Here is a 23460-nt window from a genome sequence, read left to right as displayed (position 1 = left end):
AGGACTAGACCCGCTCGAAGATGCCCGCGGCGCCCTGCCCCATCCCCACGCACATCGTCACCATGCCGTACTTCAGGTTCTTGCGGCGCAGCGCGTGCACCACCGTGGCGGAGCGGATCGCGCCGGTGGCGCCCAGCGGGTGGCCCAGCGCGATCGCGCCGCCCATGGGATTGACCTTGCCCGCATCCAGGCCGAGCGTGTTGATCACGGCCAGCGACTGCGCGGCGAAGGCTTCGTTCAGCTCGATCCAGTCGATCGCCTCCTGCTTGAGGCCGGCGGCTTTCAGCGCGGCCGGGATCGCCTCGATCGGGCCGATGCCCATGATGTGCGGCGGCACGCCGCGGCTGGCGTAGCTGACGAAGCGCGCGAGCGGCTGCAGGCCGAAGCGCTTGACCGCCGCTTCGCTGGCGAGGATCAGCGCGCCGGCGCCGTCCGAGGTCTGCGAACTGTTGCCCGCCGTCACGCTGCCGCGCGCGGCGAACACCGGCTTGAGCTTGCCCAGGGTGTCCACGGTGGTGTCGGGCCGCGCACCTTCATCGAGGTTCACCTTGCGCGTGGCGATGGACACCTCGGCGGATTCCAGGTCCACGGTGCGGTCGGCGACCTCGACCTCCGTCATCTCGGCGGCGAACTCGCCCGCCTTCATCGCGGCGATGGCCTTCATGTGCGAGCGGTAGGCGAATTCGTCCTGCGCGTCGCGGCCCACCTTCCACTGCCTGGCCACCTTCTCGGCGGTGAGGCCCATCCCGTAGGCGATGCCGTAGCTCTCGATGTCGTCCGGGTTGGAGAAGATGGTGGGCGACAGCGACGGCGTGTTGCCCATCATGGGCACCATGCTCATGCTCTCGGTGCCCGCGGCGATCATCACGTCGGCTTCCCCGACGCGGATGCGGTCCGCGGCCATCTGCACCGCCGCCAGTCCCGAGGCGCAGAAGCGGTTGACGGTGATGCCGCCCACGCTCTTGGGCAGGCCGGCGAGCACGGCGCCGATGCGCGCGACGTTGAGGCCCTGCGGCCCTTCCGGGATCGCGCAGCCGCAGACGATGTCTTCGATCGCCGCGGGGTCGAGGCTGGGGACCTGCGCCAGCGCGGAGCGCAGCACGGTCGCCAGGAGGTCATCCGGCCGCACATTGCGGAAGAACCCCCGGTGCGAGCGCCCGATGGGCGTGCGGGTGGCGGCGACGATGTAGGCGTCCTGGAGTTGTTTGGTCATGTCGGTCGTCCTCTGTCTCATTCTTGCTCCCTCCCCCTCTGGGGGAGGGTTGGGGTGGGGGCAGCGCCCGCCAGCACCTTGATCTGTTCCTGGATCGCGGTACACACGCCGTCCAGATTGGTCAACGGAGCGTTGCTTGGAAATCTGAGCACCGCGAACCCGTGTTCGCGGAAGTAGCGGTCGCGGCGCTCGTCATACGCCGCATTGCCGGCATGCTGCGATCCATCGAGCTCGACCACCAGCTTCGGGTTCAGGCACGCGAAGTCAGCGATGTAGTTGCCGAAGGGATGCTGCCGGCGAAACCGCACACCGAGCCGCTCTCCGCGCAAGCCGGTCCAGAGCTTGCGCTCCGAATCCGTCATGCCGCTGCGCAGTACGCGCGCATTGCGCTGTGCGGTGGGAGTGGATTGGTTTTGCATGTGCGCCGTGCGTGCCCCCTCCCCTGCCCTCCCCCAGAGGGGGACGGAGAGGGAGGCAGGTTCAGTTCCGTACCGGCTTCCCCGTGCTCAGCATCCCCAGGATCCGCTCCTGCGTCTTCGGGTGCTGGATCAACGCGCAGAAGGCCTGGCGCTCCAGGGTCATCAGGTACTCCTCGCTCACGAGCGTGTTCGCGTCCACGTCCCCGCCGGTCACCACGTTGGCGATCAGGGTGGCGATGTGGAAGTCGTGCTGGCTCGCGAAACCGCCGTCGCGCAGGTTGACCAGCTGGCCCATGATCGTCGCCTTTGCGCTGCGGCCCGCCACCGGGAACAGCCGCTTGTGCGGCGCGCGGTACCCGGCGTCGTACAGCGACCTGGCCTGCTGCAGCGCGACGTACAGGAGTTCGTCCTTGTTCGGGACGATCACGTCGCTGTCCAGGACGTAACCCAGCTTGCGCGACTCGATCGCGCTCGTGCCCACCTTGGCCATCGCCGCGGCGGTGAAGCCTTCGGTCAGGAATTTCAGCAGGTCCTTGTCGGTGCTCGTTGCGGCGTTCTCCGCCGCGCGGCGTGCGATGTAGGTCAGCCCGCCCGCACCGGGCACGAGGCCGACGCCGACCTCCACCAGTCCGACGTAGCTCTCCATGTGCAGCACGCGCTTGGCAGAGTACAGCCCCAGCTCGCAGCCACCGCCCAGGGCCAGCCCGCGGATCGCCGACACCACCGGCACGCTGGCATAGCGCAGGCGCAGCATCGTCTGCTGCATGAACCCCTCCGCGTCCTCGATCGCCGCCACACCCACCGCGATGAACGCGGGCAGCGTCGACTCCAGGTCGGCGCCGGCGCTGAAAGGCTCGTCGCCCGACCAGACCACCAGCCCCTGGTAGTCCTTCTCGGCCAGTTCGATCGCCTGCTGCAGACCCTCGCACACTTCCGGGCTGATGGTGTGCATCTTGGTCTTGAGACTGGCGATCAGCACCTCGTGGTCCAGCGTCCACAGGCGCAGGTTCTTGTCCTCGTGCAGCGTCGTGCCCGCCGTCTCGAAGCGCGGACCCGCTTCGCCGCGCAGGAGCTCGGGGAACAGTTGGCGCTGGTACACCGGCAGCACGCGCCGCGGCTGGAACTTGCCCGTCGTCGGGTTGAACGAGCCCTGCTCCGTGTGCACGCCACCCGCTTCAGCCACTGGACCTTCGAACACCCACTTCGGCAGCGGCGCCTTCGAGAGCGCCTTGCCGGCGTCGATGTCTTCCTGGATCCACCTGGCCACCTGCAGCCAGCCCGCTTCCTGCCACAGCTCGAAAGGGCCCTGCTTCATGCCGAAGCCCCAACGCATCGCCTGGTCCACGTCACGCGCCGTCTCGGCGATGCTGGCCAGGTGCACGGCCGCGTAATGGAAGCTGTTTCGCAGAATGGACCAGAGGAACTGGCCCTGCGCGCCGGTCGCATTGCGCAGCAGCTTCAGGCGCTCGCCGGCCGGCTTCTTCAGCATGCGGCCGTAGACCTCGTCGGCCTTCTGGCCGCCGGGCACGTACTCGCCCGACTTCAGGTCGAAGCGCAGGATGTCGCGGCCCACCTTCTTGTAGAAGCCGGCCTTGGTCTTCTGGCCCAGGTTGCCCAGTTCCAGCAGCTTCCTGAGCACCTCGGGCGTCCCGAAGCTGCCGTAGAAGGGGTCGGTGTCGGCCGAGAGCGTGTCCTGCAGCGTCTTGATGACGTGCGCCATGGTGTCCAGGCCCACGACGTCGGCGGTGCGGAAGGTGCCGCTGGAGGCACGCCCCAGCTTCTTGCCCGTGAGGTCGTCCACCACGTCGAAGCCCAGGCCGAACTTCTCCACTTCGCGCATGGTGCCCAGCATGCCGGCGATGCCCACGCGGTTGGCGATGAAGTTGGGCGTGTCCTTGGCCCGCACCACACCCTTGCCGAGGCCCGAGGTCACGAAGGTCTCGAGCTGGTCCAGGACCTCCGGCTTCGTCGTCGGCGTGGCGATCAACTCCACCAGGTACATGTAGCGCGGCGGATTGAAGAAGTGGATGCCGCAAAAACGCGGCTTGATCTTCTCCGGCAGCGCCTCCGACAGCTTCGTGATCGACAGCCCCGAGGTGTTGGAGGCGACGATCGCGTGCGCCGCCAGGTGCGGCGCGATCTTCCTGTACAGGTCCAGCTTCCAGTCCATGCGCTCGGCGATCGCCTCGATCACCAGGTCGCATTCGCCCAGCAGCGAGAGATGCTCCTCGTAGTTCGCCTGCTGGATCAGCGCGGCGTCCTCGGGCACGCCCAGCGGCGAGGGCTTGAGCTTCTTCAGGCCTTCGATGGCCTTGCCGACGATGCCGTTCTTCGGGCCTTCCTTGGCCGGCAGGTCGAACAGCACCACCGGCACCTTCACGTTCACGAGATGGGCGGCGATCTGGGCACCCATCACGCCGGCGCCGAGCACGGCCACCTTCTTCACCAGGAAGCGGCTGGCGCCCGAGGGCACGGCGGCGGCCTGCACCGCGGCCTGTTCGTCTTGGTCTTTGTACATGGTGATTGCGTTTTCCTTACTGCACCCGCACCCAGGTCTGCGTGCGGTAGAAGGGACCCAGGTAGCCGCGCACCTGCAGCTTCTGCCCGCCTTCGACCGGCGCGAGCCGCAGCGTGTATTCCTTGCCGTTCTCCGGGTCGAGGATCTTGCCCTGCTCCCACACGTCCTGGCCCTCGGCCTTCTTCGCGCCGCGGATGATCTCCAGGCCCGCGATGGGCTTGCCCCTGCGCTCGTCCTTGCACTCCTCGCAGACGGCGTCGGGCTTGCTGTCCTTCTTGAGCGACTTCTCGATGCGGCCCGTGAGCACGCCGGCGCTCTCGACGATGCGGATCTCCGCCTTCGCCTCGCCCGTCTTGTCGTCGACGTTGCGCCACAGACCCACGGGGGTCGATTGCGCGAAGGCGGACCCCGATGCCGCGAAAAGGCAAAGGATCCATCCCAGTGCCGCCGCGGAACCGGCTTTGCCGGGCCGCTGGGGGCGCCCCCTTGAGGGGGAGGCGCCGAAGGCGCTTCGGGGGTGGGTCATGACGCCAGCGCCGCGTCCGTATCCAGCAGGTTCGCCACGCCCGCACGGGCGGTGCGCATCAGCGTCGCCGTCTCGGGGAACAGCCGCGCGAAGTAGAAGCGCGCCGTCTGCAGCTTGGCCTGGTAGAAGGGATCCGTGTTGCCCGCTTCGATCTGCCGGAGCGCCACCTGCGCCATGCGGGCAAACAGGTAGCCGAACACCAGGTGCCCCAGCACGCGCAGATAGTCCACCGCGGCGGCGCCCACTTCGTCCGGGTTCTGGAAGCCCTTGAAGCCCAGCTCGGTGGTGAACTTGGTCATCTGGTCGCCGAGGTAGGCGATCGGGTTGATGAACTCCGCCATCTTCTCGTTGACGCCTTCTTCCTCCACCAGCTGCGCCACCAGCTTGCCGAACTTCTTCAGCGTCGCGCCGTTGTTGCCCAGCACCTTGCGCCCCAGCAGGTCCAGCGACTGCACGGTGTTCGTGCCTTCGTAGATCATGTTGATGCGGTTGTCGCGCACGAACTGCTCCATGCCCCACTCGGCGATGTAGCCGTGGCCGCCGAAGACCTGCATGCAGGCATTGGTGGCGACGTGGCCGTTGTCCGTGAGGAAGGCCTTGACGATGGGGGTGAGCAGCGCGACCAGTTCGCCGCTGTCCTTGCGCACCTTCTCGTCGGGGTGGTACAGCTCCTTGTCGATCAGCAGGGTGCAGAACACCGCGAGGGCGCGTCCCCCTTCGGCATAGGCCTTGGCCGTCAGCAGCATCTTGCGCACGTCGGGGTGCACGATGATCGGGTCGGCCGGCTTGTCCTTGGCCTTCACGCCGGACAGCGAGCGCATCTGCAGGCGGTCCTTCGCGTAGGCCAGCGCGTTCTGGTAAGCGACTTCGGTCAGGCCCAGCGACTGGTTGCCCACGCCCAGGCGGGCGGCGTTCATCATCACGAACATCGCCGGCAGGCCCTTGTTCGGCTCGCCCACCAGCGTGCCCACGGCGCCATCGAGCACCAGCTGCGCGGTGGCGTTGCCGTGGATGCCCATCTTGTGCTCCAGGCCGCCGCAGTGGATGCCGTTGCGCTGGCCCAGCGAGCCGTCCGCGTTCACGTGGTACTTGGGAACGAGAAACAGCGAGATGCCCTTGCTGCCCTGCGGCGCGTCCGGCAGGCGGGCCAGCACCAGGTGGATGATGTTCTGCGCCATGTCGTGCTCGCCGGCGGAGATGAAGATCTTGTTGCCGGTGATCCGGTACGTTCCGTCGGCCTGCGGTTCGGCCTTGGTGCGCAGCAGGCCCAGGTCGGTGCCGCAGTGCGGCTCGGTCAGGCACATGGTGCCGGTCCACTCGCCGGAGACCAGCTTGGGCAGGAAGGTCTTCTTCTGCGCCTCGGTGCCGTGCGCGTGCAGCGCTTCATAGGCGCCGTGCGACAGGCCGGGATACATCGTCCAGGCCTGGTTGGCGCTGTTCAGCATCTCGTAGAGGCACTGGTTCAGCACGAAGGGCAGGCCCTGGCCGCCGTAGTCGGGGTCGCAGGACAAGGCCGGCCAGCCGCCTTCGACGTACTTCGCGTACGCATCCTTGAAGCCGTCCGGCGTCTTGACCTCGTGCGTGGCCTGATCGAGCTTGCAGCCCTGCTCGTCGCCGATGCGATTGAGCGGAAAGGTCACTTCGGCGGCGAACTTGCCACCTTCCTCCAGCACGGCGTTCATCGTCTCTGCATCGATGTCCGCGTGCTTCGGGATGGCCTTGAGCTCCTCGACGGCGTTGAACAGCTCGTGGATCACGAACTGCATGTCGCGCAGGGGCGGGTTGTAGACGGGCATGGGTTTACTCCTTGGTGCTCTTGGCCGCGCGGGCGCTCTTGGTCGGTCGGGGGGACACGGCAGCGCCGTAACGCTGCAGGATGTGCTCGAAGCCCGCGTTGGCGCGGGCGATGGAACCGGGGTTCTTGAGGAAGCGGGCCTCGTAGTGCAGCGCCAGGATGAGGCCGTGGATCTCGAACAGCATCTGCTCCTCGTCGGTGGATGCGTCCAGGTGGCCTTCCTCCTTGCCCATGGCGATGGCGCGCTTCATGGCTTCGTGCCAGGTCTGCACGGACCAGGCCAGGGCGTCGCGCACGGGGCCGGGACGGTCGTCGAACTCCACCGCCCCGCTGATATAGATGCAGCCCGAGTCGATCTCCACCGAGGTCAGCTTCATCCAGTTGGCGAACATGGCGCGCAGGCGCGGCAGGCCGCGCGGCTCGCTCAGCGAGGGGTAGAACACCTGCTGCTCGAAGCGCTGGTGGTACTCGCGCACCACCGAGATCTGCAGCTCCTCGCGCGAGCCGAAGTGGGCGAAGACGCCCGACTTGCTCATGGCCGTCACTTCCGCGAGCGCGCCGATGGACAGGCCTTCCAGCCCGATCTGGGTGGCCAGCCCGAGGGCGGCGTCCACGATGGCGGCCTTGGTCTGCTGGCCTTTGTGCAAGGCCTTGCGCTCCCGCGCGCGGGCGGACTTGACGGGCAGGTCGGTGACGGACATTCCTGGAGATAAAAAAAGAACGACCGTGCTATTCTGCAGGAAAAACCGGCAAAGGGTATGGCCCGCGCCGGCCGCCTGCCAAAAAAAACCGGAAAGCGCCTGGCGGTTCCGGCCGCGCGATCAGTCGACGGACTGACCCAGCCAGCGCGCCAGGCACCAGCCGATGCCCGCACCGATGGCTTGCGCAGCCACGAAGGCCGCCAGGCTCGCCGGTGCGATGCCGGCGAAGGTGTCGCTGAACGTCCGGCCGAAGGCGGCGGCCGGATTGGCGAAGGAGGTCGAGGAAGTGAACCAGTACGCCGCGCCGATGTAGGCGGCGACCAGCGCGGGCGCCCGGCCCGGCCCGGCCGATGACCAGCACGAGACCGGCGGTCGCGACCACTTCGGCCAGCCACTGCCCGAAGCCGCCGCGGGCCTTCGCCGCCCATTGCAGCACGGGCAGGTCGAACATGGCGTTGGCCAGCATCGCGCCTGCCGCCGCGCCGGCCAGTTGCACGAGCACATAAAGGCCGCGCGCCAGGGCGCCCAGCCCGGCCTGCCTGCCGAACGCCAGCGTGACCAGCGGGTTGAAGTGGGCGCCGCTGACGGGGCCCAGCACCTCGATGAGGACGAACAGGGCGAAGACCGTGGCGAGCGTGTTCGCCAGCAGCGCCACGGCGGCGTTCCCGGCGGCCAGCCTCTCGCCCATGATGCCGGAGCCGATCACCGCCGTGAGCAGCAGGAGGGTCCCGAGGAATTCCGCCAACAGCCGGCGCGGCAATGCTCCCGGCACTTGCCGTGTCAGCAGTGCGCGGCCAGCGCCCGCACCGTCTCGTGGTTGTCCATCCGCCCAGAATACTTGAATTGGCGGGCCGCCCCGGCGGCGTCAGGGCACGCGCGAGGCGGCCAGCCGCTGGTGGATCATGGCCACCGCCGCGGCCCCTTCGCCGATCGCGCCGCCCACGCGCTTGACCGAGCCGCTGCGCACGTCGCCGACGGCGAAGACGCCGGGCACGCTCGCCTCCAGCGCGGCGCGTGGCTCGCCCGGCGGGGCGACCGCGTCACCGGTGCGCACGAAACCCTGCGCGTCCAGCGCCACGCCGCAAGCGCGCAGCCAGTCGCTGTCAGGCTCGGCGCCGAGGAAGAGGAACAGGTTGCGCACCGGCGCCTGCTGCTCGCCTTCGATGCGGTGCCGCCAGCGCACGGCGGTCAGGCCTTCCACCGGGTCGCCCTGCAGTTCACACACTTCGGTGTGCGGCCGCAAGACGATGTTGGGGATGGCAGCGATGCGGTCGATCAGGTACCGCGACATGCTGGCGGCCAGGCCCGGGCCGCGCACCAGCATGTGCACCCGCGCCGCGTGCCCGGCCAGGAAGACGGCGGCCTGCCCGGCGGAGTTGCCGCCGCCCACCAGCGCCACTTCGGAGCCGCTGCACATCTGCGCCTCCAGCGCGGAGGCCCAGTACCAGATGCCGCGCCCTTCGAACTCCCCCACGCGCGGCACGTCGGGGCGACGGTAACGCGCACCGCTGGCCGCCACCACGGCGCGGCCGCGCAGGCGGCGGCCGTCCGCCAGCAGCAAGCCGAGTTCGCCGCGGCTCGCCTGCGCGCTGCAATCGAGCGAAGCGACCTCGGCCGGGATCAGGAATTGCGCGCCGAACTTCTGCGCCTGCACGAAAGCGCGGCCGGCCAGGGCCTGGCCCGAGATGCCGGTGGGAAACCCGAGGTAGTTCTCGATGCGCGCGCTGGCGCCGGCCTGGCCGCCGAAGGCCCGCCGGTCCAGCACCATCACCCGCAGACCTTCCGACGCTGCATACACAGCGGTCGCGAGCCCCGCCGGCCCGGCGCCCACGACCAACACGTCGAACAGTTCCTCGTGCGCCGCGCTGTCCACCATGCCGATGCAACGCGCCAGTTCGGTCTCGCTCGGATTGCGCAGCACGGTGCCGTCAGCGCACACCGCGAGCACGTCGTCGGGCGCGGCGCCGTACTGCTGGTGCAGCGCCATCGCCTCGCGCTCCCGGGTGGTGTCCAGCACATGGTTGGGGAAGCCGTTGCGGTCCAGGAAGCTTTCCAGCCGCAGCACACCGGCCGCACGCGGATTGCCCACCAGCACGACCCCGGTGGCGCCTTGCTGCAGCAGCGCGACGCGCCGCAGGATCAGCGCACGCACGATGCGCTCGCCGAGGTCGGCCTCGGCCACCAGCAGCGCGCGCAGCTGGTCAGGCGGCAGCAGCAGCGCCTCGACGTCCTCTTCGGCGATGCCGTCGACCAGTGCCGGTCCGCCCGACAGCTGGCCCACTTCGCCGGTGAACTGTCCCGCCGCGTGGCGGGCAACCTGCGCGTGGGCACCCAGGCCGTCGCGCGGCACGGCCAGCACCGCGCCCTTGCGCACCAGGAACATGCCGGGACTCGGCTCGCCGGCGACGTAGAGCCGCTCGCCCTTGCGGAAACCCACCGGCTGCCCGAAGCGCTCGATGCGGGCCATCTCGGCGGCCGTGAGGACGGGAAAGGCCTGCTGCTGCCGGCCAGGACCTATGCCGGAAAACATCGGGGAGGCGTCGCGGGCTTCGGTCATGCGGACTTCCGGGGGAAGGCCGCAGCATCGCACCGGCCGCGCCGCGCCGCAATGGCGCGGCGGCCGCTCAGCCGCGTGCCGTCCGGCTCAGGGCGAAGCCTTGTACGCCACGACCATCTGCCGCTGCTCGCCCAGCCCTTCGATGCCGAGCGTCATCACGTCGCCCTTCTTCAGGAACTTCGGCGGCTTCATGCCGAGACCCACGCCGGGCGGCGTGCCGGTGGTGATCACGTCGCCGGGCTCCAGGGTCATGAAGTGGCTGCAGTAGCTGACGATCTTCGCGACGTTGAAGATCATTGTCTTGGTGTTGCCGGTCTGCATGCGCTGGCCGTTCACGTCCAGCCACATGCCCAGGCGCTGCACGTTGATGATCTCGTCGGCCGTCACCAGCCAGGGGCCGATGGGGCCGAAGGTGTCGCAGCCCTTGCCCTTGTCCCACTGCGAGCCGCGCTCCAGCTGGTACTCGCGCTCGCTCACGTCGTTGACGACCGTGTAGCCGGCCACGTACGACAGCGCCTTGCTGGACGGCACGTAGCGCGCGCGGGTGCCGATCACCACGCCCAGTTCCACCTCCCAGTCGGTCTTGACCGAGCCGCGCGGCAGCATCACCGGGTCGTTGGCGCCCTGGATGCAGCTGGTGGCCTTCATGAACACGATGGGCTCGGCCGGGATCGGCATGTTGGACTCGGCGGCGTGGTCCGAATAGTTCAGGCCGATCGCCACGAACTTGGGCACGTGCGCCACCGGGCAGGCGAAGCGCGGATTGCCGCGCACGAGCGGCAGCTTGGCGGGATTGGCCTTGCGAAGGCGGGCCAGGCCCACCTGCCCGAGCTGTTCCGGGCCGATGTCGGGGACCACGCTGCTCAGGTCGCGCAGCTTGCCCTCGGCATCGATCAGGCCCGGCTTCTCGCGGCCGGGGTTGCCATAGCGAACCAGTTTCATTGTTCTTCCTTTTCAGTTATTGAAGGGATTGCTCCAGTGCCGCCGCGGAACCGGCTTTGCCGGGCCGCTGAGGGCGCCCCCTTGAGGGGGAGGCGCCGCAGGCGCTTCGGGGGTGGGTCAATACGTCGCCCGGCCGCCGGAAAGGTCGAACACCGCGCCGGTGGAGAAAGAGCACTCCTCGGTGCACAGCCAGGCCACCATCGCCGCGATCTCTTCCGGCGTGCCGAAGCGGCCCATGGGGATCTTCGCCAGCATGAAGGCGATGTGCTCCTCGCTCATCTGGTCGAAGATCGCGGTCTTCACGGCCGCGGGCGTCACGCAGTTCACGCGCACGCCGCCGTCGGCAAGTTCCTTGCCGAGCGACTTGGTCAGCGCGATCACGGCCGCCTTGCTGGCGCTGTAGGCGCTGGCGTTCGGGTTGCCGTCCTTGCCGGCGACGGAGGCGATGTTGACGATGCGTCCGTAGTTCGCCTCGCGCATGACGGGCACCACCTCGCGGCAACACAGGAACACGCCGGTGAGGTTCACGTCGATCACGTGCCGCCAGGAGCCCGCCGGGTATTCCCACAACTTCGTGTTCGGACCGGTGATGCCGGCGCTGTTGACCAGCGCGTCGATGCGCTGGCTGCGGCGCACGGTGGACTGCAGCGCCTCGCGCACCGAGGTCTCGTCGGCGACGTCGACCTGCACGAAGCTGGCGCCCGCGCCGATCTTTTCGGCCGCCTGCCGCCCTGCCGCCAGGTCTCGGTCCCACAGGGCCACCGTGCCGCCCGAGGCCACCAGGCGCTGCGCGATGGCGAGTCCCAGGCCCGCGGCACCACCGGTCACGACCGCGTGCCGGCCTTCGAAGTCGAGCTGGTTCATATGGTGATTCCCCCGTCCACCGCATAGGCCTGGCCGGTGACGAACACGGACTCGTCGCTGGCGAGATAGAGCACGAGCGGCGCGATCTCCTCCGCCGTCGCGAGCCGGCCCATGGGCTGGCGCGCGATGAAAGCCTGGCGCGCCGCGACCGGATCGTCGTTGGCGTTGATGCGGTCCTGCAGCGAGGGGGTGTCCACCGTGCCGGGGCAGATCGCATTGCAGCGGATGCCGTTGGCCACGTAGTCCGCCGCCACGCTCTTGGTCAGGCCGATGACGGCCGCCTTGGTCGTGCCGTAGATGAAGCGGTTGGGCAGGCCCTTGATGCTGCTGCACACGCTGGCCATGTTGATGATGCTGCCGGCGCCCTGCCCGCCCTTGTTCTGCAGCATGCGCGGCAGCGCGGCCTGGATGGCCCAGAACTGCGCGCGCACGTTCAGGTTCAGCGCGAAGTTCCATTCCTCGTCGGAGGCCTGCAGCACCGTGCCGCTGTGCACGAAGCCCGCGCAGTTGAACAGGACGTCGATGGCGGGCATGGAGCCGATGACGCGGCCGATCGCGTCCTTGTCCAGCACGTCGAGCTGGACGCAGCGCACGCCGGCCACGCCCTCGTAGCTGGCCAGCAGGCGCGGGTTGACGTCAGTGGCCCACACCTGCGCGCCTTGCGCCGCCAGCGCCAGCGCGCTCGCGCGGCCGATGCCCTGTCCGGCCGCGGTGACGAGCGCGGTCTTGCCTTGCAGTCGCATGTGCTTTCTCCTCGCGGCGCGGGTTTTGCCGGATGCGCCGGGTCCCGGGTGGCGCCGATATTAATTGGCCTGACCACTTGGCCAGTCAGCAGCAACCCTAATCATCCTCCATGCCCTTGCAGACCGTCGAGAGCAGCCGCCTGTACCGCCAGATCGCCGAGCAGTTGCGCGGGCTCATCGCGGGCGGCGAGTTCGGCGCGGGCACGCGCCTGCCGGCCGAGCGCGATCTCGCCCGGCAGCTCGGCGTCAGCCGCCCTTCGGTGCGCGAGGCCATCATCGCGCTCGAGGTCGAAGGCTGGGTCGAGGTGCGCACCGGTTCCGGCATCTACGTGCAGGAGGCGCGCCGCCGCGTCGGGACCATCGCCACCCGGCCGGCCGGTGCGCCAGGGGCGGACTGGGGCCCGTTGCAGGTGATGCAGGCGCGCGAGCTGGTGGAAGCCGAGGTAGCGGCGCTCGCCGCGCGCAACGGCCGCAAGGCGCACATCGCGGCCATGGCGGCCGCGCTGCAACGGATGGGCGAGGACATTGCCGCCAACGTCGAGCCGCGCGAGGGCGACGAGGCCTTCCACGACGCCGTCGCCCAGGCCTGCGGCAACGAGGTGCTGGGGGACACGGTGCGCAGCTACTGGAGCGCGCGCCACGGGCCGCTGTTCGAGCGGCTCGGGGACTATTTCGACACGCCTGCGTCCTGGCACGCGGCCATGGGCGAGCACGGCGCGGTGCTGGCCGCGATCCGCGGGCGCGACGCCGAGGGCGCGCGCGAAGCCATGCGGCAACACCTGAAGAGAGCAACGGCCCGCTACAGCGCGAGCTGGAAACGCGCGAACAGCCAGTGAGCATCCTGTAGGCTGGCGGTGCGCGCAGCAAATCCCAGAGAAGCGAACCATGACCCCCTTCATCCGCCTCCACCCCAACGACGACGTCCTCATCGCCCGCACCCAGCTCGTGGGCGGTGCGCAGGTCGAGAACGTGACCGCCCGCGGGCTCATCCCGCCCGGGCACAAGATCGCCATGCGCGACATCGCCGCCGGCCAGCCGGTGCGCCGCTACAACCAGATCATCGGTTTCGCGAGCAAGCCCATCGCCGCCGGCGAGCACGTGCATACCCACAACCTGGTGATGGGCGACTTCGAACGCGACTACGCCTTCGGCGCCGACGCGAAGGCGGAGCCCGCACGGCGCGAAGCGACCTTCATGGGCATCAAGAGAGCCGACGGGCGCGTCGCCACGCGCAACTACATCGGCATCCTCTCCAGCGTGAACTGCTCGGCGACCGCCGCGCGCGCGATCGCCGACCACTTCTCGCGCCAGGCCAATCCGCGCGCGCTGGAGGCCTACCCCAACGTCGACGGCGTGGTCGCGCTCACGCACGGCACCGGCTGCGGCATGGACACCGAAGGCCTGGGCATGCAGATCCTGGAGCGCACGCTCGCCGGCTATGCCACCCACGCCAACTTCGCCGCGGTCGTCGTCGTGGGCCTGGGCTGCGAGGCCAACCAGATCAACGCCTGGCTGGCCCACAGCAGCCTGCGCGAGGGCGAGACGCTGCAGGTGTTCAACATCCAGGACACCGGGGGCACCCGCAAGACGGTGGAAAAAGGCATCGCACTGGTCCGGGAAATGCTGCCCGCGGCCAACCGCGTCAGGCGGGAGCCCTGCAGCGCCGCGCACATCACCATCGGCCTGCAGTGCGGCGGCTCCGACGGCTATTCCGGCATCAGCGCCAACCCCGCGCTCGGCGCAGCGGTCGACCTGCTCGTCGCCCACGGCGGCACGGCCATCCTGTCCGAGACGCCGGAGATCTACGGCGCCGAACACCTGCTCACGCGGCGCGCCGTGCGGCGCGAGGTGGGCGAGAAGCTGCTCTCGCGCATCCGCTGGTGGGAGCACTACACGAAGGTGAACGAGGGCGAGATGAACAACAACCCGTCGCCGGGCAACAAGGCCGGCGGGCTCACCACCATCCTGGAAAAGTCGCTCGGCGCCGTGGCCAAGGGCGGCACCACCAACCTGCAGGCCGTGTACGAGTACGCGGAGCCGGTGACGGCGCACGGCTTCGTCTACATGGACACGCCCGGCTACGACCCCGTCAGCGCCACGGGGCAGGTGGCCGGCGGCGCCAACATGATCTGCTTCACCACCGGCCGCGGCTCCGCCTACGGCTGCGCGCCCTCCCCTTCGCTCAAGCTCGCCACCAACACCGTCCTGTGGCAGCGGCAGGAGGAGGACATGGACATCAACTGCGGCGAGATCATCGACGGCAAGGCGTCCATCCAGGAGATGGGCGAGCGCATCTTCCGGCTCGTGCTGGCGACCGCCTCGGGCGAGCACAGCAAGAGCGAACAGCATGGCTACGGCCAGAACGAATTCGTGCCCTGGCAAGTGGGCGCGGTGATGTAAGGGAGCAAACGCATGACAAGAAAGTTCACGGCCGCGCAGCTGCGTGCCACCGTCTCGGCCATCGTCAGCGCCGCGGGCAGCTCGCCCGAGGAGGCGCAGGCCGTCGCGGACAACCTGGTGCTCGCCAACCTGAGCGGACACGACTCGCACGGCGTGGGCATGGTGCCTCGCTACGTCGACGCGGTGCTGGAAGGCGGCCTGAAGCCCAATTCCAGCATCGAGGTGAAGTTCGACGGCGGCAGCCTGCTGGCGCTGGACGGCCGCCGCGGCTACGGCCAGGTGGTGGGCGAGCAGGCGATGCAGCGCGCGATCGAGCGGGCCCAGCAAGGCGGCAGCTGCGTCATGACGCTGGCCAACGCACACCACCTGGGCCGCATCGGCCACTTCGCCGAGATGGCGGTGGAACGCGGGCTGGTGTCCATCCACTTCGTCAACGTGCAGTCGCGTCCCGTGGTCGCGCCTTTCGGCGGCGGTGACGGCCGCTACGGCACCAACCCCTTCTGCGTCGGCATCCCGCTGGACGGCCGCGCGCCCTTCGTGCTGGACTTCGCCACCAGCCGCGTGGCCCAGGGCAAGATGCGCGTCGCGCACAACGAGGGCCGGCAGGTCGAGCCCGGCTACCTGATCGACGAGAAGGGCCGCCCGACGACCAACCCCGGCGTGGTGGTGGTGCCGCAGCCCGGCGGCATGTTCGGCGCGCTGCTCGCCTTCGGCGAGCACAAGGGCTACGGCATGGCGGTGGCTTGCGAGCTGCTCGGGGGCGCGCTCACCGGCAGCGGCACCTGGCACCGGCCCGCCGACGACAAGCGTGCGGTGATCAACGGCATGTTCACCGTGGTCGTGGACCCGCGCAAACTCGGCACGCAGGCGAGCTTCGAGCGCGAGGCGCTCGCCTTCGTCGACTGGCTGCGGCAAAGCCCGCCCGCGCCCGGAAGCGAGGGCGTGCAACTGGCCGGCGAGCCCGAGCGCAAGGCGCGGCGCGAGCGCGAAGCGGCAGGCATCGCGCTGGACGACCAGACCTGGGCGGAGATCGTCGCGGCCGGCGCCAAGGTGGGCGCGCGCGTCGACTGACGCGCGCCAGCGACCTTATTTCAGCGCCTGCCAGCGACGGAAGCTGTCGTCACGACCGGCATCGGCCGGCACGTTCGCCCAGTAGGTCGTCACCTCGGTCTTCGAGCCCGAAATCCCGGGCGCCGGACCGCCGAGGACGGTGGTGGAACTGCGCTGCACCATGGTGCCGCCCGGCAGCAGGTGGGGCTGCGGCATGGCAGTGGCGGTGGTCGACGGCATCACGGTGACGCTCGCGCTCGGCGCGCCGGGCGTCACGACGACACCGGTGCCGGAGGTCACGGTGACGCCGGAGGACGAGGACACGGAGCCCTGCGCGAATGCGGAAGCGGCCAGCAGGCAGGCGGAGGCAACGAAAGCAATCTTCTTCATCTGGAATCTCCCTTGATGGCCTCCATTCCAAGGGAAGGCACCGAGGCGCTCCGCCGGACAGGCGCGCTGCTGCGCGTCAGTGCGGCACCGACGCGGCCTTTACGGCACAGGCAGCGCCGGCAGCGCCCGCACGGTGTCGCCCGCGATCGGGAAGATGCGGTCGCCGGCGCGCGGCTCGATGCGGTGCATGCCGGTGAAACTGCCGAAGGCCGGCAGGATGCCCACCGCCTGGCGCGGCAATTGGCCGCTGTCGTCGCCGAGCCAGAAGCACGGCAGGCGCAGGCGTTCGAAGGCGCGGCCGGCAATGCTGATGCAGGGATGCCAGTGGCCGGCGAGCACGTAGGCATCGGGCACCGGCCGCGGGTGGTGGCACAACGCGAAGGGGCCCAGCCTCAGCGGTTCGTCGACCACGCGGAAGCGCAGCTGCGCGGGCGGGTCCCCGGCGCGGTCGTCGTGGTTGCCGCGCACGAGAGTGAGCTGCAGGTCGGCGTGCGCTTCCCGCCAGGCGCGCAGCACGGCTTGCGTGCCGGCGCTGTGGGAGCGCACGGAATGCAGGAAGTCGCCGAGGAAGACGACGTGGGCCGCGCCGGTGTCCGCGACGGCCGCATCGAGCCGGGCCAGCGTCTCGCTGGTGGTGCCGCTCGGCACGGGCACGCCCAGCTTGCGGAAGCTCACGGCCTTGCCGAAGTGGGCGTCGGCCACCAGCAGGGTGCGTTCGGCGGAAAGATAGAGGGCGCCGGTGGGATGCAGCAGCGCATCCTGGCCGGCCAGGCGGATTCTCAGCATGGAGATGACGACGGTGGGGTTCGCAGGCGCTCACCTGCGCAACCCCTGCGGGGGCACGGCCGGCGGTGCGAACCGCCGCGATTACATCATGCGCGCGAGCGCCTGCTCCAGGTGCTCCGAAGGCACGCGCTTGAAGCCGGAGCGGGCGAAGCGCTGCAGGCGGCCCACGATGAACGCGGTGAGCACCGAGGCGCGGACCTGGGCGTCGACCGTGGGCGTGGCGCCGTCGGGCGTGCGCAGGCACTGCTTGAGCGAGGACTCCACCTTGTCGAAGAACTGATTCATGCGCTGCTGCAGGCGATCGTTCTCGAACACCAGCGCGTCGCCGACCATCACGCGGGTCATGCCCGGGTTCTTCTCGGCGAACTGGATCAGCATCGCGACGATGCGTCCGGCCTGGCCGGCACCGGCGGCCTCGCGCTCGGTGATCTGGTTGATCAGGGTGAAGACGCTCTGCTCGATGAACTCGATCAGGCCTTCGAACATCTGCGCCTTGCTCGCGAAGTGGCGGTACAGCGCCGCCTCGCTCACTTCCAGGCGCGCCGCCAGGGCGGCCGTGGTGATGCGCTCGGCCCCCGGCTGCTCCAGCATGGTCGCCAGGGCCTGGAGGATCTGGACCCGCCGCTCGCCGGGCTTGGGACGCTTGCGCGCCACGGCCGGCGTTTCGCCACCGGAAGGTGTCGGATCGGGGGTATCGAACTCGGCGTGGGACATGGGTGCCTGGGTCAGCGGTTGCAAAATGATTCTCGCATAGCCGAGCGTGAGCACTCGCCAGCCCATCCGCCGGACGGGATTGCTGCGCGAGCAGGCGCTCACCCAGGCAGCGGAAGTGTGACTTTCAAGCCACGTCCCAGGCTTCCGGGCTGCAATTGCAGGTGGCTGCCGTGGACGCGGGCGATCTCCTCCGCGATCGCCAGGCCCAGCCCGTTGCCCTCGCCGCGGGTGCCCTGCACCCGGTAGAAGCGCTCCAGAATGCGGGGGCGTTCGGAAGCGGCCACCCCCGGACCGTCGTCCTCGACCTCCAGGAAGGGGGTGCTGCCCCGCCGCCCGCAACGAATCGTCACCGTGCCGCCTTCGTGGCTGTATTTCACGGCGTTGTCGACCAGGTTGGACAGCAGCTCGCGCAACAGCCACTCGTGGCCCATGACCTGCACCGGCAAGGCGTCCAGGCCCAGGTCGATGCCGCGGGCGGTGGCGGCATCCAGGTGCGACTCCAGCGTGTCCTCGCACATCGCCTTGAGGTCCAAGCGCTGCTCCGGCTGCGAGAGCATGCCGCGCGCGTCGGCCCGCGACAGGGCCAGCAACTGGTTGGCCAGCTGCGAAGTGCGGCGCGTGGCGTTGCGCAGCTTGTAGACCTGCTCGGTGGGCAGCGCCAGGGTCGCGCCTTGCGGGGCGGCGCTGGCCGCCTGGGCCCAGGCCTCGACCTGCGACTGCAGGCCGGCGATCGGGGTGCGCAACTGGTGGGCGGCGTCGGCCACGAAGCGGCGCTGGCTTTCCGCCTGCGCGTTCACCAGCCCGAACAGGCGGTTGAGCGAATCCACGAGCGGGCGTACCTCCTCGGGCGAGGCGCCTTCGTCGATCGCGCTCAGGTCGCGCGGCGACCGGTGTTCCACCGCCTCCTTGAGGGACAGCAGCGGCTTGAGCGCCTGCTGCACCGCCCAGCGCACGGCGAAGGCGGCCGCCGCGATGAGCACGAAGTTCGGCAGCAGGACGCGAAACAGGATGGAGCGTGCCCACTGCTGGCGCGGGTCGGAGCTGTCGGCGACGGCGACCACCACCTCGCCCAGCACCGTGGGCTGGCGCTGGCGCACGATGCGCCAGGTGGTGCCGTAGCGCTCCTCGCTGTGCACTTCGGCCGTGCTGTCCGAGGGTGGCAGGCCTTCCAGCCAGGCGTCGCCGTGCAGCACCTTGCCGTCGGCATCGAGGATCGCGTAGGTGGCGGAGCCGGGCCGCTCCTTGAGGAACTCCTCGAGCGGCGGCGCCAGCATCAGCAGCGGCCGCTCGGACGCTTCGCCGATCACCGAATCCGCCACCAGGGGCACGAGGGACAGCAGGCGCTGGTCCTGCTGGGTGGCCACGTTGTCGGCGGATCGGTACTCGAGCCAGGCATTGACGATCGCCAGCACGGTAAGCGGCGCGATCAGCATCACCAGCAGGCGGCGGCGCAGGCCCGAGGTGACGCCGCGGATCGGCCTGGTGCGGCGACTTCCGGCGGCAGGAGCCGCGGGAAGGAGCGAGAGCTTCACTCGGCTTCGGCCGGCCGCAGTTCCAGCCGGTAGCCGAAGCCACGGATGGAGCGCAGGGCCACGCCGTAGGGCTCCAGCTTGCCGCGCAGCCGCGAGATGTAGACCTCCACCGCGTTGGGCGTGATCTCCTTGTCCCAGCCGGTGAGGGCCTGCAGCAGCTTGTCCTTGCTGGCCGGCTTGGGCGCGTTGATCAGGAGGTATTCCATCACCGTCCACTCGCGCGGCCCGAGCTCGATGGCCACGGCCTGGCCGTTGCGCTGGGCACTGGCGCGCCGGTTGGCCGTGTCCAGCTCGATCGGCCCGAAGCTCAGCACCGCGGAAGTGGCCGCCTGCGAGCGGCGCAGCAGCGCGCGCAGGCGCGCGAGCAGCTCCGGCAGCTCGAAGGGCTTGATCATGTAGTCGTCCGCGCCCAGATCGAGGCCCTGCACGCGGTCGTGCAGCGCGTCGCGCGCGGTGAGGATCAGCACCGGCATGTGCTGGCTGGCCATCTCGGGCCGGCGCAGGCGGCGCGTGAGCTCCAGGCCGTCCATGTTGGGCAGGCCGATGTCGATGATGGCCGCGTCGAACACCTCGCCGCGCAACACCTCCTCGGCCCGCTCGCCGCTGCCGACCCAGTCGACCGCGTAGCCGGCATTGGCGAGGCCCAGCTTGATGCCGCTGGCCACCATCACATCGTCTTCGACCAACAGCAGCCTCATATGTCTTGAACTCTTTCCAGTGCCGCCGCGGAACCGGCTTTGCCGGGCCGCTGGAGGCGCCCCCTTGAGGGGGAGGCGCCGCAGGCGCTTCGGGGGTGGGTCAATTCGCGCGGATCATGGTGCCGTACGCCTGGTCCGTGAGGATCTCGAGCAGCATGGCGTGCGGCACGCGGCCGTCGATGATGTGGACCGCGTTCACGCCGGCCCTCGCCGCGTCGAGCGCGCCGCTGATCTTGGGCAGCATGCCGCCGGAGATCGTGCCGTCGGCGAAGAGGGCATCGATCTCCTGCGCCGACAGCTCGGTGAGGAGCCTGCCGGACTTGTCCAGGACACCCGGCGTGTTGGTGAGGAGCACCAGCTTCTCTGCGCGCAGCACCTCGGCCAGCTTGGCCGCCACCACGTCGGCGTTGATGTTGTAGCTCTCGTTCTCGTCGCCGAAGCCGATGGGGCTGACCACGGGAATGAAGTTGTCCTCCAGCAGCGCCTTGAGCACGCCCGGGTTGATCTCCACGATGTCGCCGACCTGGCCCACGTCGTGTTCCTTGGACGGGTCCTTGGTGTCCACCATCTTGAGCTTGCGGGCGCGGATCATGCCGCCGTCGCGGCCGGTGAGGCCCACGGCCTGGCCGCCGGCCTTGTGGATGAAGCCGACGATGTCCTGCTGCACTTCACCGGCCAGGACCCATTCGACCACTTCCATGGTCTCCGCGTCGGTGACGCGCATGCCCTGGATGAACTCGCCCTTCTTGCCCAGGCGGTTGAGCGCCTGTTCGATCTGCGGCCCGCCGCCGTGCACGACCACGGGGTTGATGCCCACGAGCTTGAGCAGCACCACGTCCTCGGCGAAGTCGGCCTGCAGCTCGGGGTCGGTCATCGCGTTGCCCCCGTACTTGATCACCATGGTCTTGCCATGGAAGTTGCGGATGTAGGGCAGCGCCTGGGCCAGGATTTCGGCCTTGTCGCGCGGGGCGATGTGGGTGACGTCGTTCATGGGCGAAGACTGGGGGGTTGCCGCCATTTTGCCGCAGGTCGCCAGGCTCCCGTCAGCGGGGATACAGGCGCCGTGCCCGGCGCAGCCAGCGCTGCATCCGGAAGCGGACGATGCTGTGATAGGCCCACAGGTAGCTCACCACGAACAGGAGCGTGAATGCCGCGAGGATGGGGGTGCTGCGCCAGAACAGCACCGCGGGCACCACCGTGAGGACCGTGAAGCCCCAGAGCCAGGGCGAGGTGCGGTTGTTGCGGATCAGCATGCGCCGCGTCTCGTCGTCGTGGAACACCTGCCGCACGACGCGCCGGTAAATCAACTGGTGGAAGTGCAGCGCGTCGGCCAGGCTGGGCGACTGGCCGCGTGCCACCTTGCGGTAGATCGAGAACAGCGTCTCCCAGGTCGGGTAGATCAGCAGCAGGATGGGAAACCAGGGCGAGACCTGCGGGTGGCGCTGGACCAGCAGGATGCTGCAGATCCCGAGCACGATGCCCCAGAGATAGGCGCCGCCGTCGCCGGCGAAGATGAGGCCGCGCGGATAGTTCCAGAGCAGGAAGCCGATCGTCGCGCCGGCGAGCACCAGCAGGGACGCCCCGAGCTGGCGGTCCCCGAGCTGCAGGGCGACGTGGGCCAGGGCGGCGCAGCAGATCAGGGCGACCGTGCCGGCCAGCCCGTTGTAGCCGTCGATGATGTTGAACGCGTGGGGCAGTCCGGCCAGGACGAACACCGCGGCGGCCATCTGCAGCCAGGGGACCTGCGTCCAGGCGGCATCCAGCAGCGGCACGCCGGTACGTGGCACCGCGAGCCCGAACAGCACCACGGCCAGGATCGCCGCCAGGCCGGTGCTGACGAAACGCGACCGTGCCCGCAGCTGGTGCGTCAGGTCTTCGATCACTCCTGCGGCGACGCCGACGACGCCCACCAGGCACCAGGTTGCGGCATGCAATGCGTCGAACGGAATCCCGTGCACGACGCCGAAATGCTCGGCGCCGGCCAGCCAGGCCCAGCCCCCCACGCACGCGACGAACATGGCGGCGCCGCCGAGCCGCGGCACGTGCCCGATGTGGAAGCGTTGCGGCATGAAATCGCCATAGCGGCGGGCGCTCTCCTCTCCGAGGCGCAGCAACAGGCCGCAGCCGAGTGCGGCCAGCACGGCGCACAGCACCAGGATCCCGATCATTTGCGTCCGTAGGCGTCGTCCATGCGGACGATGTCGTCTTCGCCGAGGTAGCTCCCGGACTGCACCTCGATCATCTCCAGCGGCACCCGCCCCGGGTTGCGCAAGCGATGCACCTCGCCCAGGGGGATGTAGGTGGACTCGTTCTCGCTCACGAGGAAGGTTTCCTGCCCGCGCGTGACTTCGGCCGTGCCGCACACCACGATCCAGTGCTCGGCGCGATGGAAATGCTTCTGCAAGCTCAGGGAGGCGCCGGGGTTGACGATGATGCGCTTGACCTGGAAGCGGTCGCCGTTCTCGATGCTGTCGTAGGAGCCCCAGGGCCGAAGCACCTTGCGGTGCTGGACCGACTCGCGCTGGCCGCGCCGGTCCAGTTCGGCGACCACGCCCTTGACCTGTTCGGCCGCCTCGCGGCGGGTCACCAGCACGGCATCCGGGGTGTCGATGATCAGCAGGTCGTCGACACCGAGCGTGACGACGCAGCGATGCGGGGCGTGCACGAAGTTGTTGCGGGACTGCACGGCCACGGCATTGCCATGGAGGCGGTTGCCCTGCGCGTCGGCCGGGTAGAGCTCGGCGACGGCGTTCCAGCTGCCCACGTCGCTCCACGCGCCGGTGAAGGGCACGACGACCAGGTCGCGCTGGTGTTCCATGACGGCGAAGTCGATGCTCTCCGAGCGGCAGGCTTCCAGCGGCGCGGCGGCCGGCCGCACGAACTCGGCGTCCCGGGTCGCACCCGCCATCGCTTCGCGGCAGCGCGCCAGGATGTCCGGCGCGTGCTGCTCCATGGCCCGCAGCAGCACGTCGGCCTGGCACAAGAAGATCCCGGCGTTCCAGAGCACGTTGCCGGCCAGCAGGAGCTGCGCGGCGCGGGGCGCATCGGGCTTTTCGATGAAGCGCGCGACGGCAAACGCACCGGCGCCGCGCGGCGCCCCTTTTTCCAGGTAGCCGTAGGCGGTGCTCGGAAAGGAGGGCACGACACCGAAAGTGACGATGGCGCCGCCCGCGGCGCTTTCGGCGCCCTGGCGCACCATCGCCGCGAAAGCCTGCGCGTCGGGCACGTGGTGGTCCGACGGGCAGAAAAGGAGCAGCTGCCGCGGGTCCGCGGCCTGCAGGGCGGCCAGGGACATGGCCGCCGCGGTGTTGCGGGCGACCGGCTCGAGCACGATCGTGCCGGCCAGGCCCTCGCCCTTCATGGCGTCGCGCACCATGAAGCGGTGTTCCTCGGAGCCGACGCACATCACGCCACGGGTCGCATCGGCGAGCAGGCCCACGCGCTGCAGCGTCAGCGCGAGCAGGCTCTTGTCGCCCACGAGCGGGACGAACTGCTTCGGGTAGGCCTTGCGCGAGAGGGGCCACAAGCGCGTGCCCGAGCCGCCACACAGAACGACAGGCTGGACGGAGAGGGTCATCGGTATCTGCTCAACGTAGGAATGGGGAATGCTAG

The 23460-nt window shown here is 69.5% G+C and carries 21 protein-coding genes and 1 pseudogene; 3 read left to right on the top strand and 19 right to left on the bottom strand.

The annotated features are described in order from the left end of the window. Positions 1-4: 4 nt before the first annotated feature. The 11 genes and pseudogenes from AC3EGR_RS07190 to AC3EGR_RS07140 form a co-directional block, all read right to left on the bottom strand. Positions 5-1213, bottom strand: a complete 1209-nt coding sequence (locus tag AC3EGR_RS07190; RefSeq protein WP_488545769.1) for an acetyl-CoA C-acyltransferase — start codon at positions 1211-1213, stop codon at positions 5-7. A gap of 17 nt (positions 1214-1230) precedes the next feature. Beyond that, positions 1231-1632 (bottom strand): endonuclease domain-containing protein, encoded by a 402-nt coding sequence (locus AC3EGR_RS07185; protein ID WP_488545768.1) that lies wholly within the window; start codon positions 1630-1632, stop codon positions 1231-1233. 61 nt (positions 1633-1693) lie between these two features. Next, on the bottom strand, positions 1694-4150 hold the full coding sequence (locus AC3EGR_RS07180; RefSeq protein ID WP_488545767.1) for a 3-hydroxyacyl-CoA dehydrogenase/enoyl-CoA hydratase family protein: 2457 nt from the start codon (positions 4148-4150) through the stop codon (positions 1694-1696). Positions 4151-4166: 16 nt separating this feature from the next. Then, positions 4167-4592 carry a DUF2147 domain-containing protein gene (locus AC3EGR_RS07175; protein WP_488545961.1) on the bottom strand — a complete coding sequence of 142 codons (426 nt, stop codon included), beginning with the start codon at positions 4590-4592 and terminating at the stop codon, positions 4167-4169. An 80-nt stretch (positions 4593-4672) separates the two neighbouring features. Beyond that, positions 4673-6472 carry an acyl-CoA dehydrogenase C-terminal domain-containing protein gene (locus AC3EGR_RS07170; RefSeq protein ID WP_488545766.1) on the bottom strand — a complete coding sequence of 600 codons (1800 nt, stop codon included), beginning with the start codon at positions 6470-6472 and terminating at the stop codon, positions 4673-4675. Positions 6473-6476: 4 nt separating this feature from the next. Beyond that, positions 6477-7172, bottom strand: coding sequence for a TetR/AcrR family transcriptional regulator (locus AC3EGR_RS07165; protein ID WP_488545765.1), 696 nt, complete (start codon positions 7170-7172; stop codon positions 6477-6479). 120 nt (positions 7173-7292) lie between these two features. Then, positions 7293-7932 (bottom strand): annotated as a pseudogene (locus AC3EGR_RS07160) (aquaporin). A 105-nt stretch (positions 7933-8037) separates the two neighbouring features. Then, complete coding sequence (locus AC3EGR_RS07155) at positions 8038-9729, bottom strand: FAD-dependent oxidoreductase (protein WP_488545764.1); 1692 nt, start codon at positions 9727-9729, stop codon at positions 8038-8040. An 87-nt stretch (positions 9730-9816) separates the two neighbouring features. Further along, positions 9817-10671 carry a fumarylacetoacetate hydrolase family protein gene (locus AC3EGR_RS07150; RefSeq protein WP_488545763.1) on the bottom strand — a complete coding sequence of 285 codons (855 nt, stop codon included), beginning with the start codon at positions 10669-10671 and terminating at the stop codon, positions 9817-9819. Between the two features lie 117 nt (positions 10672-10788). Continuing rightward, positions 10789-11535 (bottom strand): SDR family NAD(P)-dependent oxidoreductase, encoded by a 747-nt coding sequence (locus AC3EGR_RS07145; RefSeq protein WP_488545762.1) that lies wholly within the window; start codon positions 11533-11535, stop codon positions 10789-10791. After that, complete coding sequence (locus AC3EGR_RS07140) at positions 11532-12278, bottom strand: SDR family oxidoreductase (RefSeq protein ID WP_488545761.1); 747 nt, start codon at positions 12276-12278, stop codon at positions 11532-11534. The genes AC3EGR_RS07145 and AC3EGR_RS07140 overlap by 4 nt, the downstream gene beginning before the upstream one ends. A gap of 110 nt (positions 12279-12388) precedes the next feature. Between AC3EGR_RS07140 and AC3EGR_RS07135 the strand changes: the two genes are divergently transcribed. Genes AC3EGR_RS07135 through AC3EGR_RS07125 form a run of 3 tightly spaced genes read left to right on the top strand, consistent with a single transcriptional unit; the run spans position 12389 to position 15749 of the window. Next, the gene (locus AC3EGR_RS07135; protein ID WP_488545760.1) at positions 12389-13114 is read left to right on the top strand and encodes a FadR/GntR family transcriptional regulator; all 726 of its coding nucleotides are present in this window, start codon (positions 12389-12391) and stop codon (positions 13112-13114) included. A 49-nt stretch (positions 13115-13163) separates the two neighbouring features. Next, positions 13164-14678 (top strand): UxaA family hydrolase, encoded by a 1515-nt coding sequence (locus AC3EGR_RS07130; RefSeq protein WP_488545759.1) that lies wholly within the window; start codon positions 13164-13166, stop codon positions 14676-14678. 12 nt (positions 14679-14690) lie between these two features. Then, positions 14691-15749 (top strand): malate/lactate/ureidoglycolate dehydrogenase, encoded by a 1059-nt coding sequence (locus tag AC3EGR_RS07125; RefSeq protein WP_488545758.1) that lies wholly within the window; start codon positions 14691-14693, stop codon positions 15747-15749. Between the two features lie 15 nt (positions 15750-15764). On the opposite strand, the gene AC3EGR_RS07120 is transcribed toward AC3EGR_RS07125, so the two are convergent. From AC3EGR_RS07120 to AC3EGR_RS07085, 8 genes are all read right to left on the bottom strand, one after another. Further along, positions 15765-16118 (bottom strand): hypothetical protein, encoded by a 354-nt coding sequence (locus AC3EGR_RS07120; protein ID WP_488545757.1) that lies wholly within the window; start codon positions 16116-16118, stop codon positions 15765-15767. A gap of 99 nt (positions 16119-16217) precedes the next feature. After that, positions 16218-16904: a ligase-associated DNA damage response endonuclease PdeM gene (pdeM, locus tag AC3EGR_RS07115; protein ID WP_488545756.1), complete on the bottom strand. Its 687-nt coding sequence runs from the start codon at positions 16902-16904 to the stop codon at positions 16218-16220. Between the two features lie 81 nt (positions 16905-16985). Then, the gene (gene slmA, locus AC3EGR_RS07110) at positions 16986-17618 is read right to left on the bottom strand and encodes a nucleoid occlusion factor SlmA (RefSeq protein WP_488545755.1); all 633 of its coding nucleotides are present in this window, start codon (positions 17616-17618) and stop codon (positions 16986-16988) included. 98 nt (positions 17619-17716) lie between these two features. Continuing rightward, positions 17717-19051 (bottom strand): ATP-binding protein, encoded by a 1335-nt coding sequence (locus AC3EGR_RS07105; RefSeq protein ID WP_488545960.1) that lies wholly within the window; start codon positions 19049-19051, stop codon positions 17717-17719. A 95-nt stretch (positions 19052-19146) separates the two neighbouring features. Further along, positions 19147-19848, bottom strand: coding sequence for a response regulator transcription factor (locus tag AC3EGR_RS07100; RefSeq protein ID WP_488545754.1), 702 nt, complete (start codon positions 19846-19848; stop codon positions 19147-19149). Positions 19849-19948: 100 nt separating this feature from the next. After that, complete coding sequence (argB, locus tag AC3EGR_RS07095; protein WP_488545753.1) at positions 19949-20839, bottom strand: acetylglutamate kinase; 891 nt, start codon at positions 20837-20839, stop codon at positions 19949-19951. Positions 20840-20891: 52 nt separating this feature from the next. Continuing rightward, positions 20892-22016 carry a glycosyltransferase family 4 protein gene (locus tag AC3EGR_RS07090; RefSeq protein ID WP_488545752.1) on the bottom strand — a complete coding sequence of 375 codons (1125 nt, stop codon included), beginning with the start codon at positions 22014-22016 and terminating at the stop codon, positions 20892-20894. Then, entirely contained in the window at positions 22013-23425 is a 1413-nt protein-coding gene (locus AC3EGR_RS07085; protein WP_488545751.1) for a mannose-1-phosphate guanylyltransferase/mannose-6-phosphate isomerase, read from the bottom strand. Before AC3EGR_RS07085 ends, AC3EGR_RS07090 begins: the two co-directional genes overlap by 4 nt. Positions 23426-23460: the final 35 nt, after the last annotated feature.

Source organism: Ramlibacter sp. G4-7, from assembly GCF_057784995.1.
Note: the sequence above shows the minus strand (reverse complement) of the source record. Positions and strands in the feature narration are given on the sequence as shown.

Bases quoted from the DNA above. Each gene is read 5' to 3' on its own strand.
- AC3EGR_RS07120 (WP_488545757.1), bottom strand. From the start codon at position 16,118: ATGAAGAAGATTGCTTTCGTTGCCTCCGCCTGCCTGCTGGCCGCTTCC.
- AC3EGR_RS07170 (WP_488545766.1), bottom strand. From the start codon at position 6,472: ATGCCCGTCTACAACCCGCCCCTGCGCGACATGCAGTTCGTGATCCAC.
- AC3EGR_RS07105 (WP_488545960.1), bottom strand. From the start codon at position 19,051: ATGCTGATCGCGCCGCTTACCGTGCTGGCGATCGTCAATGCCTGGCTC.
- AC3EGR_RS07135 (WP_488545760.1), top strand. From the start codon at position 12,389: ATGCCCTTGCAGACCGTCGAGAGCAGCCGCCTGTACCGCCAGATCGCC.
- AC3EGR_RS07165 (WP_488545765.1), bottom strand. From the start codon at position 7,172: ATGTCCGTCACCGACCTGCCCGTCAAGTCCGCCCGCGCGCGGGAGCGC.
- slmA (WP_488545755.1), bottom strand. From the start codon at position 17,618: ATGTCCCACGCCGAGTTCGATACCCCCGATCCGACACCTTCCGGTGGC.
- AC3EGR_RS07145 (WP_488545762.1), bottom strand. From the start codon at position 11,535: ATGAACCAGCTCGACTTCGAAGGCCGGCACGCGGTCGTGACCGGTGGT.
- AC3EGR_RS07090 (WP_488545752.1), bottom strand. From the start codon at position 22,016: ATGATCGGGATCCTGGTGCTGTGCGCCGTGCTGGCCGCACTCGGCTGC.
- AC3EGR_RS07150 (WP_488545763.1), bottom strand. From the start codon at position 10,671: ATGAAACTGGTTCGCTATGGCAACCCCGGCCGCGAGAAGCCGGGCCTG.
- AC3EGR_RS07125 (WP_488545758.1), top strand. From the start codon at position 14,691: ATGACAAGAAAGTTCACGGCCGCGCAGCTGCGTGCCACCGTCTCGGCC.
- argB (WP_488545753.1), bottom strand. From the start codon at position 20,839: ATGAACGACGTCACCCACATCGCCCCGCGCGACAAGGCCGAAATCCTG.
- AC3EGR_RS07085 (WP_488545751.1), bottom strand. From the start codon at position 23,425: ATGACCCTCTCCGTCCAGCCTGTCGTTCTGTGTGGCGGCTCGGGCACG.
- AC3EGR_RS07140 (WP_488545761.1), bottom strand. From the start codon at position 12,278: ATGCGACTGCAAGGCAAGACCGCGCTCGTCACCGCGGCCGGACAGGGC.
- AC3EGR_RS07155 (WP_488545764.1), bottom strand. From the start codon at position 9,729: ATGACCGAAGCCCGCGACGCCTCCCCGATGTTTTCCGGCATAGGTCCT.
- AC3EGR_RS07190 (WP_488545769.1), bottom strand. From the start codon at position 1,213: ATGACCAAACAACTCCAGGACGCCTACATCGTCGCCGCCACCCGCACG.
- AC3EGR_RS07130 (WP_488545759.1), top strand. From the start codon at position 13,164: ATGACCCCCTTCATCCGCCTCCACCCCAACGACGACGTCCTCATCGCC.
- AC3EGR_RS07180 (WP_488545767.1), bottom strand. From the start codon at position 4,150: ATGTACAAAGACCAAGACGAACAGGCCGCGGTGCAGGCCGCCGCCGTG.
- AC3EGR_RS07100 (WP_488545754.1), bottom strand. From the start codon at position 19,848: ATGAGGCTGCTGTTGGTCGAAGACGATGTGATGGTGGCCAGCGGCATC.
- AC3EGR_RS07185 (WP_488545768.1), bottom strand. From the start codon at position 1,632: ATGCAAAACCAATCCACTCCCACCGCACAGCGCAATGCGCGCGTACTG.
- pdeM (WP_488545756.1), bottom strand. From the start codon at position 16,904: ATGCTGAGAATCCGCCTGGCCGGCCAGGATGCGCTGCTGCATCCCACC.